The sequence below is a fragment of the Limibacter armeniacum genome, from assembly GCF_036880985.1.
Taxonomy (GTDB): domain Bacteria; phylum Bacteroidota; class Bacteroidia; order Cytophagales; family Flammeovirgaceae; genus Limibacter; species Limibacter armeniacum.
Map to the genome: position 1 here is coordinate 2,282,067 of NZ_JBAJNO010000008.1, position 15,322 is coordinate 2,297,388.

Below are 15,322 nucleotides of genomic sequence, written 5' to 3' on the forward strand. Positions count from 1 at the left end.
TCAACATTGATTTGACAATAGGGCAATAAACACATTAACTAATTTTCTAAAGAAGCCAAAAGGCAACAATTAACTATGAACATACACGAATATCAGGCGAAAGAAATTCTGAGAAAGAATAACGTAGCGGTTCCTGCAGGTTATGTAGCAGAAACTCCTGAAGAAGCTGTAAACGCGGCGAAGAAACTGGCAGAAGAAAAAGGCGCAACTGCATGGGTTGTGAAAGCACAGATTCACGCTGGCGGCCGTGGAAAAGGCGGTGGTGTTAAAGTAGCAACAAGCCTAGAGGCAGTACAGGAGAAAGCTGAGCAAATTATCGGTATGCAACTGGTAACTCCTCAGACTGGCGCTGAAGGTAAAAAAGTATACAAGGTTCTGATCACTGAGGATGTTTACTACCCAGGTGAAAACGAGCCGAAAGAATATTACATGTCAGTATTGCTGAACAGAGCGACTGGTCGTAACATGATCATGTACTCTACTGAAGGTGGTATGGACATCGAGGAAGTTGCTGAAAAGACTCCTCACCTGATCTTCAAAGAAGAGATCGACCCGAAAGTTGGTATCCAAGGCTTCCAGGCTAGAAGAATCGCTTTCAATCTTGGTCTGTCAGGTAAGGCATTCAAGGAAATGGTGAAATTCGCTGTTGCACTTTACAATGCTTACGAAGAGTCTGACTCTGACATGTTCGAGATCAACCCTGTATTCAAGACTTCTGATGACAGAATCTTGGCAGTTGACGCAAAAGTAAGCTTGGACGACAACGCACTTTACCGTCACAAAGATTTGGCTGAGTACAGAGACATCACTGAAGAGGATCCTACTGAAGTAGAAGCTTCTGAAGCTGGTCTGAACTACGTGAAACTGGACGGTAACGTTGGCTGTATGGTTAACGGTGCTGGTCTTGCAATGGCAACAATGGATATGATTAAGCTTTCAGGTGGTGATCCTGCTAACTTCCTTGACGTAGGAGGTAAAGCAAACGCACAGACTGTAGAAGCTGGTTTCAGAATCATCCTGAAAGATCCTAACGTAAAAGCAATCCTTATCAACGTATTCGGTGGTATCGTAAGATGTGACCGTGTAGCGAATGGTGTAGTAGAGGCTTACAAGAATATCGGTGACATCAATGTTCCGATTATCGTAAGACTTCAAGGTACTAACGCTGTTGAAGCTGCTAAGATCATCGACGAGTCTGGATTGAAAGTAACTTCAGCTATCACGCTGAAAGAGGCAGCTGACAAAGTAAGAGCTGCACTAGCATAAGTAATGACTCAGTCCTTGGACTGAAGGTGGTTTCCATTACGGAAACTCAATAAAGACCGTATACTGGTGATAGCCTGTCTGTTTTCATTAACAGGCAGGCTATTTTATTTTTCGTTATAGGATCTAATGCCGATATTTCCGCAGCAACTGTCATAATTGAAATTGTCTTGGACAGTTGGATGAATGTTTTAAGTAAAAGATGAACTTTTTGAAAGGATTACTGATGCCTTTTGCGGCAATATATGATGGGGTAACAGCCTTCCGAAACACGTCCTTTGACAAGGGATGGAAGAAGTCTGTTCATTTTGATGTTCCAGTTATTAGTGTTGGCAACCTGACCGTTGGTGGTACAGGTAAGACGCCACATATTGAATATCTGATAAGGCTGCTCAAGGATCAATACAGGACAGGAGTGCTAAGCAGGGGGTACGGAAGAAAGACGACAGGTTATATCTTGGCAGACGAACAAGCGACTGCCCGCTCGATAGGTGATGAGCCAATGCAGTTTTATGCAAAATTTGGTACAGATGTCATGGTGGCGGTTGGAGAAGAAAGAGCTTTAGCAATTCCACAGATGCTCCATGAGGACGAAAGTATCAAGGCAATATTGCTTGACGATGCCTACCAACATAGAAAAGTAAAAAGGGATCTGGATATTCTTCTGACAGATTATGGGCGTTTATTCTATCAGGATTTTGTGCTACCTGCGGGTAGGTTAAGGGAAAGTAGGAAAGGAGCACTACGTGCAGATATTGTCATAGTCTCAAAATGTCCGGATAACTTAGCAGCTAAAGAAAGAGCAGTAATCTCTCAAAACATCAAAAGATACACAAGGGCTGATGTGCCAGTCTTATTTACAGGAATCCGCTACGGGAAACTGCAAAAATTGAATGAGAGTGCGCCAGAAGTCAATAGCAAAAATATTGTACTTGTAACAGGAATTGCCCATTCCATGCGATTGAAAGAAGATTTGAGGGGGAGAGGTTACAATATCATTGAGCACTTGGAGTTTGGAGACCACTACAGCTACAACCGCTATTCAATCAAGCGAATACAGGATGCTTATACCCAGTTTTCCAACAGAAATGCATTTATCCTGACCACTGAGAAAGATGCTGTGAAACTGATGCAGGATGTACACAAAGAAAGTTTGAAAGACATTCCAGTTTATTATCAGCCAATTGAAGTCTATTTTCTTGAAGGTGAAGAAATTCTGAGTAAGAAAGTGATGGAAACAGTGGCAGCAGCTGAAGTGGAAAAGTAAAGAAACACTTTATTCTTGAGCTGAAGCTTTTTCCTCTACTTTAATGGAAATATTTTCAAGGTCAAGATACCAGTCAGGGTGAGGTGACCAAGCCTGGCAAGCAGGACATTGTGTATCCTTATGGACTTTACCACATTCGGGACATTTACCATATGTTGAAAACGTGTTCCAGTTGCAACCACAATAACATGTCCAGTATGCACCACCATCTGGTTCCCATTTGCATTTTGGGCATTCTATTCTTTCATCGTTCATAACTGTAACATTTTAATTATTTGAAAATCATTCAGATAAAGTTATAACGGATTAATGGGAGTGTAAACCATTTGGCTGTTAAATCTCAAACATTGGGGTAAAAAGAAAGGCTGTCAGAAGAATATCTGACAGCCTTTCTTATATAGTTCAGAAAATTCTGTGTCTTAAACAGAAACATTATTTTCTCTCAAAGCATCATTCAGTGATGTCTTTTTGTCTGTGCTTTCTTTTCTCTTACCGATAATCAGTGCACATCCTACTTGATATTCGCCAGCAGCGAATTTTTTAGTGATGCTACCAGGGATTACTACTGATCTTGGAGGAACATAACCTTTGTATTCAACAGGCTCGTCACCAGTCACGTCAATAATCTTAGAGCTGGCAGTAATGGTTACGTTAGCACCCAATACAGCTTCTTTACCTACTCTAACACCTTCTACCAAGATACATCTTGATCCGATAAATGCGCCATCCTCGATGATAACAGGAGCAGCCTGAACAGGCTCCAATACACCACCGATACCAACACCACCACTCAGGTGTACGTCTTTACCGATTTGTGCACAGCTACCTACGGTCGCCCAAGTATCCACCATTGTACCAGAGTCAACGTATGCACCAATGTTTACATACGAAGGCATCATGATCACACCTTTGTTTACGAATGAACCGTATCTAGCAATTGCGTGAGGTACAACTCTTACACCTTTCTCTGCATAGTTTTCCTTCAAAGGAATTTTGTCGTGGAATTCGAATGGTCCCACTTTGATCGTTTCCATTTCCGCAAGCGGGAAGAACATGATCACGGCTTTCTTCACCCATTCGTTTACTTTCCAGTCGTCTCCTGCGGGTTCTGCTACTCTCAAAGTACCTTTGTCCAATGCATCTACAGTGTCTTTGATTGCTTTGATAGTAGCCTCATCTTTCAGTAGCGAGCGGTCATCCCACGCTTTTTCAATCAGTTCTTGATTTGTCATGTTAAAGTCGTCTTCAATTTTCGGAATTGAGAAATTTCAGGACAAGACTTAGTTGTCAGTCCACTTTCAGGAAACGCTTTCGGAGGGGTAATCGAAATTACCAGGGTGCAAAGATAGTAAAAGATTGACAGAACCAAGAGTAATATTGGCTTGGTATTGTACAATAGGCCAATGAAATTCTCTTGAAGGGGTTAGCAAGTTACTGCCAATCGATTTTATCTAGATTAAAATTCAATGTCACCAACTGTGATTCCAGCCAAAATAGGCTTGATATCTTGCTCAAGTACAGCAACGTGGGCTGGGTGTACAGCATATTTGCCCAACGCGTCCTTGTCCTTGAATAGTGTATAAAGCATCAGGTCATGACCTTGTGAGCGGTCAGAAAAATTCTCGCCAATATGGATGGCTTCGATTTCAGTAATTTCATTTTTAAGGGCAAGCAGGTTGTCTATCATCTGCTTTACTTGTGCTTCACTTGCCTCTGGCTTGATTTTGAAAAGTACGGTATGGTTGATCATTATTCTAGTATTAAAGATTTATTGTCTCAAATCTACTTGCAGATATTCTCTGAAAAAATGTCTTCTGTCATTGTACCTTGATTTCTTTTGAGATCAGGGTCTGACCGGCAATTTCACCTTCTGTTAGATGATAAAATGTAGCGTTTATATATACATCCAGCAGTTGAGTTCCTTTTTGCTTGGCAGTTGCATTCAAGTCCCATTGCTTGATAGGTGTAAAACCTGAAGACAATGCTGGTTTAGAAACTTGAATTTGACCTGATTTGTTTTTGACATCTATGCTGACATCTTTTCTCAGGCTAATACCATGCTTTTTGAAAAGGGCAAGGATTTCATTTTTCTGTTTGCTGAATTTGTCCAGCCTATTTTGAAAACGCTGTTTGTTTTCTTGAATGGTTATAAGTTCACTTTCTATCTGCCCCAAAAAATTTGCAATGGCATCAATGTTTTCTTCAAAAGACGCCTTCTTGTATTTCAATACCTTATCAGCCTGTTGGATTAGAATTTTGTCATAAATGATATCCTGAAGGTTTACATAGAAATGGTTGAGTTCTTTTCCATTCCAAGTGAATTCATCCTCCCTGTATTTATTGTATTTATTCTCAAATGAATACATACAATTCTTTAAGCCTTGAGCTGATTCAAATAGTGTATTGGTTGCATCCTGTAGTTGGCTTAACAGTAGTTGTCCTCTAGGTGCATCTATGGTTTGGGCTTCACTCTCCTCCAAGAAATACAACATTTCTTCGATTGCCCCAGCAACATTTTCATAACTCGCTTTGTGCGTTTGCTGAAAGTGTTTCAGTTTTGAAAGTCCCATCCTGATCTGATAATGTTCGGTGCTTTTATCAGCCTGAACGTTTTCTACAGGTACATAAGAAGCCAAGTTATATTGGTTGTCAATGGACTGGATGTCTTCAAGCATTTGACGCAGTGCGTATACAATATCATCTCGTTCTACAGAGGTGTTGTCCCAGATTTCTGTAGTTCGCATTTCAACATCAGAAATTTCACTCTCCAACTCAGCAATTGTTTTGTCAATGTTTTTGATGTCGAGTGAGGGAGCTGTTATGCTAAACTGAAAAGCACCTGTCGAAACTTCCTGACCCACCTGCAAAACGAGGTTTTTCTTTACATAATCAAGAATGGGTTGCACCTTTTGTTTGCGCTTTTGCGCTTCAAAGTTCTTGTAGTAATTCCAAGTGAAGAATCCTCCTACAAGCAGCACAATAACTCCAATGGCAATTCCAATATATTTTTGATGTTGCTTCTGAATTTGCATAAAAATGGTTTTTAGTCTTTCTGATGCCCATCACAATACACCCTTTCAGACAGGCTGGATGCAATTTGCAAAACTAAGTCAGACAACAGAATAATACCAAATCAGTTGTGATAAAATGGTTTTACCTGTTATAACAGATAATGCCATAAAATAATAATTGTTTTTCGGTTTCTGTGTTAGTTTTGTATTTAATCAAGAACCAGCTTAGATATACTCAATAATGATGCAGCAATTAATCATAAAAGGTAAAAGCATATCCTTTAACGATATCCAAAAAGGAAACTTTGATACAAGTCATTATGATAAATACAGCCAAGATGCCATTCATTTTTGCCATGAATGGTTAAATGGAATAGAAACATTTACCATCACAACGTCAGGCTCAACAGGTAAACCAAAACTTATTCAACTAACCCGAAAACAAATGCAGGCAAGTGCCTCAAGTACTGGAAAAGCATTAGGGTTACAAGAAGGAGATCATGCATTCTGCTGCCTCAATACAAATTATATTGCTGGGATGATGATGCTGGTCCGTGCCATGGAAATAGGGATGGATATTACAGTAGAAGAGCCTAGCGGAAACCCGCTTGAACAGTTTTCTGTACAGGATAGGTTTGATTTTCTCTCAATGGTTCCGATGCAGGTACAAGCAACTTTGCAAAGTGACAAGCTTACCAGCATTATGGATAATTCAAAGGCGCTAATTATAGGAGGTGCACCAGCTTCCTTGGAACTGGAAGAGTTGATCAAGCATAAACTCCAACATATAGCTGTATATGCAACCTATGGTATGACTGAGACTGTTTCTCATATTGCATTGAGGCAGATCAATGGTTCAACACCTTCAGCTGCTTACAAAACACTAGACGGGGTTGAGTTAGGACAAGACGATCGTGGTTGTCTGACGATTAAAGCCCCCATGAGCAATGATGAGTTACTCTTTACGAATGACTTGGTTGAGTTGATCTCTGCTGATCAGTTTATTTGGCTAGGCAGGTATGATAATGTGATTAATTCAGGAGGGGTAAAGGTTCAGGCAGAAAAAGTAGAAAAAGCCATTGAAAGCTATTTAATTGAAGTAGGAGATTCCACTCCATTTTTTGTGGCAGGTATTCCAGATACTAGATTAGGTGAAAAGGTTGTCATATTTGCAGAACAGCAATTTCCAGCCCTTGACAAAAAAATGCTCACACATCTTTCTGAAATACTTAAAACATATGAACTTCCTAAGGAGGTGATTCTGGTAGATGAATTTGAAAAAACAGAAACACAGAAGGTTAGCAGGCGAAAAACAATAGAACTTTATATTCAACAGAACAGCCTTTAAGTTAAGTTTAGATTTGATAACAATCTCTCTTTACTTTTTGACAGAGAAAATAGCTTTTATCCAATGCTGAAAGAAGTATCTTTGCACTATGAAATTTGACAGGTACAGATTAGACGAACGTATCCTGAAGTCCTTGACAGAGGAAAGGATGATCAGGGCAACAGATATACAGCATAAAGCAATCCCCCATATTTTGGGTGGTGATGACTTGCTTGGTATTGCACAAACCGGTACAGGTAAAACAGCGGCCTTTGCCATTCCTGTGCTGCACAAGCTGATAAACGGGAAAAGAAAAAAGGGTCTTAGGGTGTTGGTGATGGTGCCAACCCGTGAGCTTGCTAAGCAGAATGCCGATGCTTTCAGAATGATAGGAAAGCATACAAGAGTAAAGACAACTGCCATTTTTGGTGGTGTAGAACAAGAATCGCAGATCAACACGCTGAAAAATGGTACAGACGTACTGGTAGCAACTCCAGGACGTATGTTTGACCTGATTAGTCAGGGATATATCACATTTGATGCGGTAGAAACATTGGTAGTCGATGAGGCTGACCAGATGTTGGCACATGGCTTCTTGGAAGATATCAAGCAGCTGATGCGTCACCTGCCGAAGGTACGTCAGACATTGTTCTTCTCTGCGACCATTGATAAAGAGATCAAGAAACTGGCCTACAAGCTGATTTCTCAGAATGCCATCCGAATTGAAATTGCCCCAGAAAGCCCAATTTCTAAGAATGTTGAGCACTGTTTGGCTGAGGTAACGATGGATGAAAAACGTTTTTACCTTGAACAGCTGATCAATGAGCATCCTGACAGTAAAATGATGGTTTTCGTTCGAACAAAAGTGAGGGCGGAACGTGTCAAGAAAGCGATGGAGCGTGTCGGAATTGAATCTGAAACGATTCATGGTGACAAGGAGCAAACAGAAAGATTAGCTTCATTGAAAGCATTCAGGGAAGGAAAATCAAGAGTCCTGATTTCTACAGATGTCGCCGCAAGGGGTATTGATATCAAGGGTGTTGAGATCGTAGTCAATTATGACATGCCTGACGTTATGGAAAACTATGTTCACCGTGTAGGACGTACGGGACGTGGTGAAGCCAGAGGTCTAGCTGTATCACTTTGCAGTGACGAAGAAAAGGACTTGGTGAAGGAAATTGAGGAGTTCTTAGGTCACGTAATTCCAAAACTGAAGAAAGAGGATGTTCACTATGATACAATCCTTGAAAAAGGTAGGGAAAAAGAAAATGATTGGCGTTCGGTTATAAAGGAAATTGAGCTTTTTGAAGAGGAGCAAAAAGAACGCAAAAAGAAAAAGAAAAATAGAAAGAAACTGAAAAAGTAATTCAGTTTGGATTAAAGGCAAATAAAAAACCCCGTGTGATCGAAATGGTCATACGGGGTTTTTAGTTCTAATTTTCAGAAGACTTTCCCTTTGGTTTATGAGATGAAGGCTTCTTGTGTGTAGGCTTTTTGGTGTATTTCCTCTTATTTTCTCCGTGTTTTGAACTACCTCCGTTATTCCTGTTTTTGGACGGGAAACTTCTACGTGCAGGTCTTTTATCGGGAGCGTATTCTGGTCCTTCGCCAATTTCTTTTGGGTTAGGAACCTTTCTGATTTCATTACCAATCAGCTCTTCAATCTTAGAAAACTTCTGTTGATCCACGGTATTGATCAGCGTAATGGCTTCTCCTTCACGGTTTGCTCTGGCTGTTCTACCCACTCTGTGAACATAATCTTCAGGGTCATTCGGTACATCGTAATTGATTACCAACTCGATTGTGTCGATATCAATACCCCTTGAGATAACATCAGTAGCAACCAGGATTCTTACTTTTCCAGCTCGGAATAATCTCAGTACTTCTTCTCGTTCTGATTGGTCAAGGTCTGAACTGATTCCTTCCACCTTAAGTCCTGCTTTCGCAAGCGCATCTCTTACTTCTTTTACCGCCTTTTTGGTAGAGGTAAAAATCACTGTACTCTCAATGTCATCATCCTGAAGTAGGAATTGGATAATGCCAACCTTTTGCTTGTCATGTACCAAAAATGCACCTTGGGTTACACCGGCTGCAGGCTTGGAGATGGCAATATTGATTTCTTCAGGGTTATTGAGTGTTTGAGATGCCAGTTTCCTGATCTTAGGAGGCATAGTAGCAGAAAAAAGCAACGTTTGCCTTTCTTTTGGCATATAACTCGTGATTTCAAGAATGTCATCCAGAAATCCCATGTCCAACATCCTGTCCGCCTCATCCAGAATAAGTTGCTTCATGTGTGAAAAATCAATTCCTCCTGATCTCAATTGTGAAATCAATTTACCAGGAGTGGCAACCACAACGTCAGCCCCTTTTTTCAATGCATTTCTTTGGGTCGAGAATGCACCACTGTCACCACCTCCATAAACTGCAATAGAAGACACAGAAGTGAAGTATGAAAATCCTTGCAACTGTTGGTCAATCTGTAAGGCAAGCTCACGGGTAGGTACGATGATGACTGTGTGAATGCGTGACTGATCCAGATTGGCTTCCTGAATCTTGTGCAGGGTAGGTAGTAAGTAAGCAGCTGTTTTGCCTGTACCTGTTTGTGCACAGGCTATCAGATCCTTGTTCTCGAGTATCACTGGTATCGCCAGTTCCTGTATCGGGGTAGCTTCATTGAAGCCCATGCTGAAAACCCCATCCATCAGGCTTTCATTCAGCTCAAATTCGTCAAATCTCAAAATAGTGTATTTATGTTGTTGCCTTGGGCAAAGGTAGCAGTTAATACTATGAAAAAAAGTTTCAGGTATTGTTTATTAGCCTTCATTTGTCTCAAAAAGGACAAACTAGCAACCAATCAGCCTAAAACCAAAGCTAATTTAGTAGTTAGGTTATAATAAAAAAAGAACCCGCAAAACGGATGCGGGTTCCAGCCAAAAGAGAGTTGAGTTCGAAAGTCGGTTAAATTACCGTCATTTCTATTTACTGAACTAAGTTCAACAAATGACCTGAACGACGCAGATGTTCAGGCTTAATCATCAATCAGGTTAAAACCCAATTGGAGAGTTGTTGTTAATTGAAAGTTTAGAGAGTCTTTCTTGAAGTTTGATTGAAATCATCAGCTCGTCACTGTCGTAGCCGATGTTGTTTAATGCTGCTGATGATAAAGCATTCTCAATCTTGTTTTTACAGACTGAAATACCTTTCACTACCATCTGATTATTTACAGGAGCAGTGCCTTTATATGGTACAAAGACTACTTGTTTCCTGATATTGAAGAATGTGTAAGCGTTAGTAACGGTACGTACGACACCAAATACACGATGGATGTTTTTGTATGTTAATAAATGACTGATATGGTCTTGAAAAGATTCCAGTTCCATAAAGCCCTCGTTGCTGATAACGGCTGTATGTAATCTGCCATTCATCCAGAAATCCTCTGTCTTGTCAATGGCATTTTGGAAATGTATCGGATGAAAGGCTTTTCGGTGTTGAGTAAGTAACTGTGGCAGTTGCTCTCCCCTTAAAATTTCAATCGAAGGATTGAGCCCATAGACAGAGTCCAACAACAGCTGAAGTTTCAAATTGTCTTCAAACTGATTTTCTGTGAGCAATAGGGTAGTGGCATGGTTCACTTTTTCTATTGCATCTTCATCACCTTTATTCAATGCATCAAAAAGATTGTCTGCAGAGGTCAGTAGTATAATTTGTCTTATATCGTAGTAGTCTAAAATTTCTACATCAGTTGAAAGCTCATATAGTACTGAAGAAGTCTCGCGTGAAACCTCAACATCAACCATGACATGCTTAGACGTTTGCTGTCCATCAATTAAATCATAGAAACCTTGCGTAAAGCTTGTGTCTTTAGTTGAAAGAATCCATGAATTGGGCAGTAAGTCCGTTTCAATGTCAAAGCTGAAGGTCTCCAATAATGAAGCTTGGTTGGAGAGTACTGTTACCTGTTGTGCAGACAATACAGAATGCCATTTCCTGAAAAAATTAATCTTATCTGAGTTGTTAATACTCGTCAGAACTGAAATAGGTGACTTCTTATTCATTCTAGTTTTAATTAATTGAGTGTCTTTTGACCAAAGGCTAAGTCACGGTGATAAAAGTAAGTTTGTTTGTTAGTTTAGTCTGATTTCCGCGACACTGTCCAAATGTCTTTTACAAAAGCCTTGGACATCCTTATTACCCACAGTCATTTATTTGCTGTTAGGCATTCACGATATCAAAACACCAACTCAGGTAAGAATAATTCATTTTGGTATAAAAAAAATGTAAATCAATCACCCTAAAGTACAGAGAATAACTCACAGTCGTTAACTAAATGTGCCTTGCAACGTTGTCACAGATGATTGCAGTGGCTATTGCAACGTTCAAAGACTCTGCTTGTCCAATTCTAGGAATCGTAATTTTTTTATTGATTTTATCGGAAGTGACCTCTGATATTCCATTCGATTCATTCCCCATGACTACGATTGCTGGTGCACTTATCTTTGTCTGGTATATATTTTCACCTTCCATGAAAGCGCCATATATAGGGAGACTCTGGTGCTTATCAAGGTAGGCTGGCAAGTCTACATAGCTTACTTGAATTCTGGTAAACGATCCCATGGTTGCCGAGATCACTTTTGGGTTGTAAACATCGGCAGATTCATGTGAGCAGATGATTTTTTTGATGCCATACCAGTCTGCTATGCGAATAATGGTTCCGAGGTTTCCTGGATCTCTGACATCATCCAAAGCCAAAACAATTTCATTTTCAGGTGTCGTGTCTGCTTCCTGCGGGATATGCGCTACAGCAATAGCAGCATCATTTACCTTAAGAGATCCTGCTTGCGTAAGTGCCGTTTCTGTTGACACTTCCTTTACAGGAACTTTATGGAAGTTGTGGTGCGATTCAAATTCTTCAGCATACTTTTGGGTATAAAAGAGCGCTTCTAACTGTATATCAGAGTTCATCAACTCCAAAACACTCTTTCTACCTTCCACGATAAACAGTCCCGACTTTTTACGGTTTTTTTTGAGCTGAAGTCCTCTTGTCTCTTTGATCCAACGTTTATTCACTTTTTTAGCTTTATAGTTATGAGCTTTTTTTTGCAGGTTGCAAAGTTAATAGAAAAGGCATAAAAAAAGCGGAGTGTAAGTACTCCGCTTTTGATGATTTATGTCTAAGGTAATGATTAGAACCAGTACCCAACTGATACAACCACTTGAGATGTTCTTGAGTCAAACTTATCTTCGTTCGCAAATTGACCAGCTACATCTTTCGCAAATCCACTGAAGCTACCTTCGTAACGAACATCAGCGCTCAATTTCCAAAGGTCAACACCAGCACCTACCTGATAGCCCCAAGTAGCTCCTTTTGACTCTGCTTCAAATGTTTCTGAAGTTTCTTGAGTCATTCTTTGAGCAAAATCTTTAAGTCCATCTTTCAGCATAATGCTTGCAACAGGGCCTAAGTATGGTCTGAAGCCGATTGGTCCAGCACCAAATCTCCAACCAATCATGATCGGTACATCCAGACGTTGGATTGAAAGCTCCTCGTTAAATGCCTGAAATGAGGAAGTGGAACCTAGTTCTTCTACACTGATTTTACCACCCATTTTAGTATAAAGCAATTCAGGTTGAACGTAGATACCAATAATAGGGATCTTAACCTGTGCTTGCAGACCCAAGTGATAACCTGTTACTGATTCACCTTCTGTAATTTTACCAGCACCGTCGCTAAACGTAATGTCGTCAAACTTGATATTAGAGGAGTTAAGACCACCTTTGATACCGAATTTTAATTGTGCTTGAGCTGCTGTAGTCATTAACAGCATAGCTAGTACGGCAAAAATAATTCTCTTCATGGTTTTTAAATTGTTTGGTTTTGGCGCCTGTCACCAGCCGATGGGACGCCCGTTAAAAAGTCTTCTCACTAATTGACATTTGAGAATTGTATCATGGCAAATTGCAAGCCAAATCTAAGTAAGTTAAAATCTTCGGAATGTAACTCTACGGTTTTCTTCTCTACCTTCTTCAGTAGAATTATCTGCTACAGGATTGCTTTCTCCTGCTGTTTCAACCTCAATTCGGTCGCTGTCAACCCCCAGTTCGATAAGTCTGTCATAGATGGCTTGCGCTCTTTCTTTTCCTAGCTTGTCATTTTTATATTCAAATCCGATCTCACATGTATGCCCAATGACCTTAAGATACAAAGAGTTGTCACGGTTGAGCTCTTCAATGATCTGGTCATAAACAGGGGAAGTCTCAGGTGCTCTTGTGGCAGAGATCGTGTAAGGAATTACCCAACTTGAGATGGTTTCTTCAGCGGTTTTGTAAGGTTTGGGCTTAGGTTTAGGTTTTACTTCTGCTTTGAGTGGTGTTTGCTTTTTGGGCTTGTCCTCAGTACAACTTGTTGTGATCACCAAAGCAAGGCATAGCAATACAGATAGTTTTAAGATTATTCTCATTTCACTAATATTTTTGGTTATTAAATCAGCACAAGAATGATTGTATTGTCTGGCTAAAGTTCTCTCTGAATGGTATGTGCTGCTAAATCTAAAATAAAAAAGGAATGAAGAAGAGAAAAAATGTACCTAATTCTAATTGTGAATTCTTTTTTCTCTTCCTTTGAAAGTTATGTAACATCGTGTTAACCGTCAATATCTAAGCCAAGCTTGGAACGAAGGTCATTCAAAACAGGATATTTCTCAGCAAGGAAACTGAATTTTTCCTGTTGTGTATAGAGTCTTTTCGAGCTTATTTCCTGATTGGCTTCTTCTACTATTTCTGGTTTGATGTCAATCAAGTCATTTCTCAGGTCATCACGGATGAATTTCAGTAGGCGTGGTTTGATTTCATTCAGGTGTTGTCCCTGAACAGAATTACTCAAATTCACGATCACATTGTTCCCTTCCATTCTGGCAGGACCATCTTCCAACAAAATAGAAATCAGCGGACTGGTACCCTTTTTCTTCATGCTTAATGCAAAGGCTGACCAAGCTTCTTTTACCTGTCCAAAAGTGAAAGGAGTCGTTCTGTCTGCAACCAGATTAGCTTTCTGTTTAATTGCCTTTGCAGCAGCTGCCTGAGCCTGATTGGCTATTTTTGCTTTGACATCATGCAGACTAGTTGAAATAGGGGCTGTCTGCTTGAAAGATTCTTTGTTTCTGGCAACACGAAAATCCTGCACAAGGCTTTGCTTGGCAGGAGCTGCTGTATTTGTCTCTTTCTCTTTTTGGGGAGAATTTGTTTTTTTCTTTTTGGGCTGCGTTTTTACACTACTTTTTTTTTTCCCTGCTCCAAATGAGCAAGGCTGATGGCTTTTCGAAGATGTACCATCTTCATTAAGGCAAGTTCAACGTGTAGACGCTGGTTCTTGCTGCTCTTGTAGTGTAGATCACATTGGTTGCCAATATTCAATGCTGACATCAACAGGGAAACAGGTATATCTTTTGCCTGTTGTGTGTAGCGCTCACGCACCTCTTGTGCAACTTCCAATAGTTGTACAGTAGAAGTGTCTTTACATACCAGCAGGTTTCGGAAGTGCTCACAAAGTCCAACTATAAAGTTGTGCCCGTCAAAACCGTTTCTGAGAATCTCATCAAAGATTACCAGCGTTTCAGCCATATTCTCAGCAGAGATTGCATCCGTTACTCTGAAGTAATAATCATAGTCCAGGATATGGAGGTTCTGAATGGCTGTTTGATAGGTTACGTGCCTGTCAGGTGAGAACGTAACAATCATATCAAAAAGTGACAAGGCATCACGCATACCACCATCCGCTTTTTGTGAAATCAAGTGAAGGGCAGCTTCTTCAGCTTGTACACTTTCATTCTGAGCAATTCGCTGCAACTGTCTGACCATATCAGCAATCTGAATACGGTTGAAGTCAAAAATTTGACAACGAGACAGAATGGTTGGGATAATCTTGTGTTTCTCTGTTGTAGCCAGAATAAAGATGGCATATGAAGGTGGTTCTTCCAATGTCTTCAGGAAAGCATTGAAAGCCGCAGTAGAAAGCATGTGCACCTCATCAATGATATACACTTTCTTTTTGCCTGCGGGAGGAGCGTAGCGTACCTGCTCAATCAGCGCACGAATGTCGTCCACTGAGTTGTTGGAGGCAGCATCAAGCTCTATAATATTATATGAGGCATTCTTGTTGAAGCTAGAACACGATGGACACTCATTACAAGGCTCACAAGCCTCATTGAGGTTTTCGCAGTTGATTGTTTTTGCCAGAATTCGGGCAGTGGTAGTTTTGCCCACACCACGAGGACCACAGAAAAGAAAGGCCTGTGCAAGCTTGCTGCTTTTCACGGCATTTTTCAATGTGCCTGTAATATGCTCTTGTCCTACGACAGAGTCAAAAGTGTTAGGTCTGTATTTGCGGGCAGATACAACGAAATTATCCATATTGTTCTTAAAATTTGAAGACTTTTCTATGAAAAGTACAACTTCATC

The 15,322-nt window shown here is 40.3% G+C and carries 15 protein-coding genes; 4 read left to right on the forward strand and 11 right to left on the reverse strand.

The genetic code is table 11. From position 1 onward, the window contains the following. Positions 1–75 precede the first annotated feature (75 nt). On the forward strand, positions 76–1,266 hold the full coding sequence (gene sucC / locus V6R21_RS15295; protein ID WP_334244500.1) for an ADP-forming succinate--CoA ligase subunit beta: 1,191 nt from the start codon (positions 76–78) through the stop codon (positions 1,264–1,266). Positions 1,267–1,465: 199 nt separating this feature from the next. Next, positions 1,466–2,530 (forward strand): tetraacyldisaccharide 4'-kinase, encoded by a 1,065-nt coding sequence (gene lpxK, locus V6R21_RS15300; protein WP_334244501.1) that lies wholly within the window; start codon positions 1,466–1,468, stop codon positions 2,528–2,530. 9 nt (positions 2,531–2,539) lie between these two features. On the opposite strand, the gene V6R21_RS15305 is transcribed toward lpxK, so the two are convergent. From V6R21_RS15305 to V6R21_RS15320, 4 genes are all read right to left on the reverse strand, one after another. Beyond that, positions 2,540–2,785 (reverse strand): hypothetical protein, encoded by a 246-nt coding sequence (locus V6R21_RS15305; protein ID WP_334244502.1) that lies wholly within the window; start codon positions 2,783–2,785, stop codon positions 2,540–2,542. Between the two features lie 164 nt (positions 2,786–2,949). Beyond that, complete coding sequence (locus V6R21_RS15310) at positions 2,950–3,762, reverse strand: 2,3,4,5-tetrahydropyridine-2,6-dicarboxylate N-succinyltransferase (RefSeq protein ID WP_334244503.1); 813 nt, start codon at positions 3,760–3,762, stop codon at positions 2,950–2,952. 224 nt (positions 3,763–3,986) lie between these two features. Next, positions 3,987–4,280, reverse strand: coding sequence for a Dabb family protein (locus V6R21_RS15315; protein WP_334244504.1), 294 nt, complete (start codon positions 4,278–4,280; stop codon positions 3,987–3,989). Between the two features lie 67 nt (positions 4,281–4,347). Continuing rightward, positions 4,348–5,562 carry a hypothetical protein gene (locus tag V6R21_RS15320; protein WP_334244505.1) on the reverse strand — a complete coding sequence of 405 codons (1,215 nt, stop codon included), beginning with the start codon at positions 5,560–5,562 and terminating at the stop codon, positions 4,348–4,350. A 220-nt stretch (positions 5,563–5,782) separates the two neighbouring features. On the opposite strand from V6R21_RS15320, the gene V6R21_RS15325 reads away from it, so the two are divergent. Together V6R21_RS15325 and V6R21_RS15330 are read left to right on the forward strand one after the other, a co-directional pair. Further along, a complete protein-coding gene (locus V6R21_RS15325; protein ID WP_334244506.1) occupies positions 5,783–6,889 on the forward strand; it encodes an AMP-binding protein in 1,107 nt (368 codons plus the stop codon). Between the two features lie 88 nt (positions 6,890–6,977). Continuing rightward, positions 6,978–8,234 (forward strand): DEAD/DEAH box helicase, encoded by a 1,257-nt coding sequence (locus V6R21_RS15330; RefSeq protein WP_334244507.1) that lies wholly within the window; start codon positions 6,978–6,980, stop codon positions 8,232–8,234. A gap of 67 nt (positions 8,235–8,301) precedes the next feature. Here the strand turns inward: V6R21_RS15330 and V6R21_RS15335 are convergent, their stop codons facing one another. The 7 genes from V6R21_RS15335 to V6R21_RS15365 form a co-directional block, all read right to left on the reverse strand. After that, positions 8,302–9,606, reverse strand: coding sequence for a DEAD/DEAH box helicase (locus V6R21_RS15335; RefSeq protein ID WP_334244508.1), 1,305 nt, complete (start codon positions 9,604–9,606; stop codon positions 8,302–8,304). A gap of 306 nt (positions 9,607–9,912) precedes the next feature. Then, positions 9,913–10,923, reverse strand: coding sequence for a hypothetical protein (locus tag V6R21_RS15340; RefSeq protein WP_334244509.1), 1,011 nt, complete (start codon positions 10,921–10,923; stop codon positions 9,913–9,915). A 268-nt stretch (positions 10,924–11,191) separates the two neighbouring features. Next, positions 11,192–11,935, reverse strand: a complete 744-nt coding sequence (locus V6R21_RS15345; protein ID WP_334244510.1) for a TrmH family RNA methyltransferase — start codon at positions 11,933–11,935, stop codon at positions 11,192–11,194. A 116-nt stretch (positions 11,936–12,051) separates the two neighbouring features. Beyond that, the gene (locus tag V6R21_RS15350; protein ID WP_334244511.1) at positions 12,052–12,723 is read right to left on the reverse strand and encodes an outer membrane beta-barrel protein; all 672 of its coding nucleotides are present in this window, start codon (positions 12,721–12,723) and stop codon (positions 12,052–12,054) included. Between the two features lie 123 nt (positions 12,724–12,846). Beyond that, positions 12,847–13,326 carry an OmpA family protein gene (locus V6R21_RS15355; protein ID WP_334244512.1) on the reverse strand — a complete coding sequence of 160 codons (480 nt, stop codon included), beginning with the start codon at positions 13,324–13,326 and terminating at the stop codon, positions 12,847–12,849. 182 nt (positions 13,327–13,508) lie between these two features. Then, the gene (locus V6R21_RS15360; RefSeq protein WP_334244513.1) at positions 13,509–14,048 is read right to left on the reverse strand and encodes a hypothetical protein; all 540 of its coding nucleotides are present in this window, start codon (positions 14,046–14,048) and stop codon (positions 13,509–13,511) included. Between the two features lie 83 nt (positions 14,049–14,131). Continuing rightward, positions 14,132–15,274 carry a DNA polymerase III subunit gamma/tau gene (locus V6R21_RS15365; RefSeq protein WP_334244514.1) on the reverse strand — a complete coding sequence of 381 codons (1,143 nt, stop codon included), beginning with the start codon at positions 15,272–15,274 and terminating at the stop codon, positions 14,132–14,134. Positions 15,275–15,322 lie beyond the last annotated feature (48 nt).

Bases quoted from the DNA above. Each gene is read 5' to 3' on its own strand.
- V6R21_RS15340 (WP_334244509.1), bottom strand. From the start codon at position 10,923: ATGAATAAGAAGTCACCTATTTCAGTTCTGACGAGTATTAACAACTCA.
- V6R21_RS15325 (WP_334244506.1), top strand. From the start codon at position 5,783: ATGATGCAGCAATTAATCATAAAAGGTAAAAGCATATCCTTTAACGAT.
- V6R21_RS15320 (WP_334244505.1), bottom strand. From the start codon at position 5,562: ATGCAAATTCAGAAGCAACATCAAAAATATATTGGAATTGCCATTGGA.
- V6R21_RS15305 (WP_334244502.1), bottom strand. From the start codon at position 2,785: ATGAACGATGAAAGAATAGAATGCCCAAAATGCAAATGGGAACCAGAT.
- V6R21_RS15350 (WP_334244511.1), bottom strand. From the start codon at position 12,723: ATGAAGAGAATTATTTTTGCCGTACTAGCTATGCTGTTAATGACTACA.
- V6R21_RS15355 (WP_334244512.1), bottom strand. From the start codon at position 13,326: ATGAGAATAATCTTAAAACTATCTGTATTGCTATGCCTTGCTTTGGTG.
- V6R21_RS15310 (WP_334244503.1), bottom strand. From the start codon at position 3,762: ATGACAAATCAAGAACTGATTGAAAAAGCGTGGGATGACCGCTCGCTA.
- lpxK (WP_334244501.1), top strand. From the start codon at position 1,466: ATGAACTTTTTGAAAGGATTACTGATGCCTTTTGCGGCAATATATGAT.
- V6R21_RS15365 (WP_334244514.1), bottom strand. From the start codon at position 15,274: ATGGATAATTTCGTTGTATCTGCCCGCAAATACAGACCTAACACTTTT.
- V6R21_RS15315 (WP_334244504.1), bottom strand. From the start codon at position 4,280: ATGATCAACCATACCGTACTTTTCAAAATCAAGCCAGAGGCAAGTGAA.
- sucC (WP_334244500.1), top strand. From the start codon at position 76: ATGAACATACACGAATATCAGGCGAAAGAAATTCTGAGAAAGAATAAC.
- V6R21_RS15330 (WP_334244507.1), top strand. From the start codon at position 6,978: ATGAAATTTGACAGGTACAGATTAGACGAACGTATCCTGAAGTCCTTG.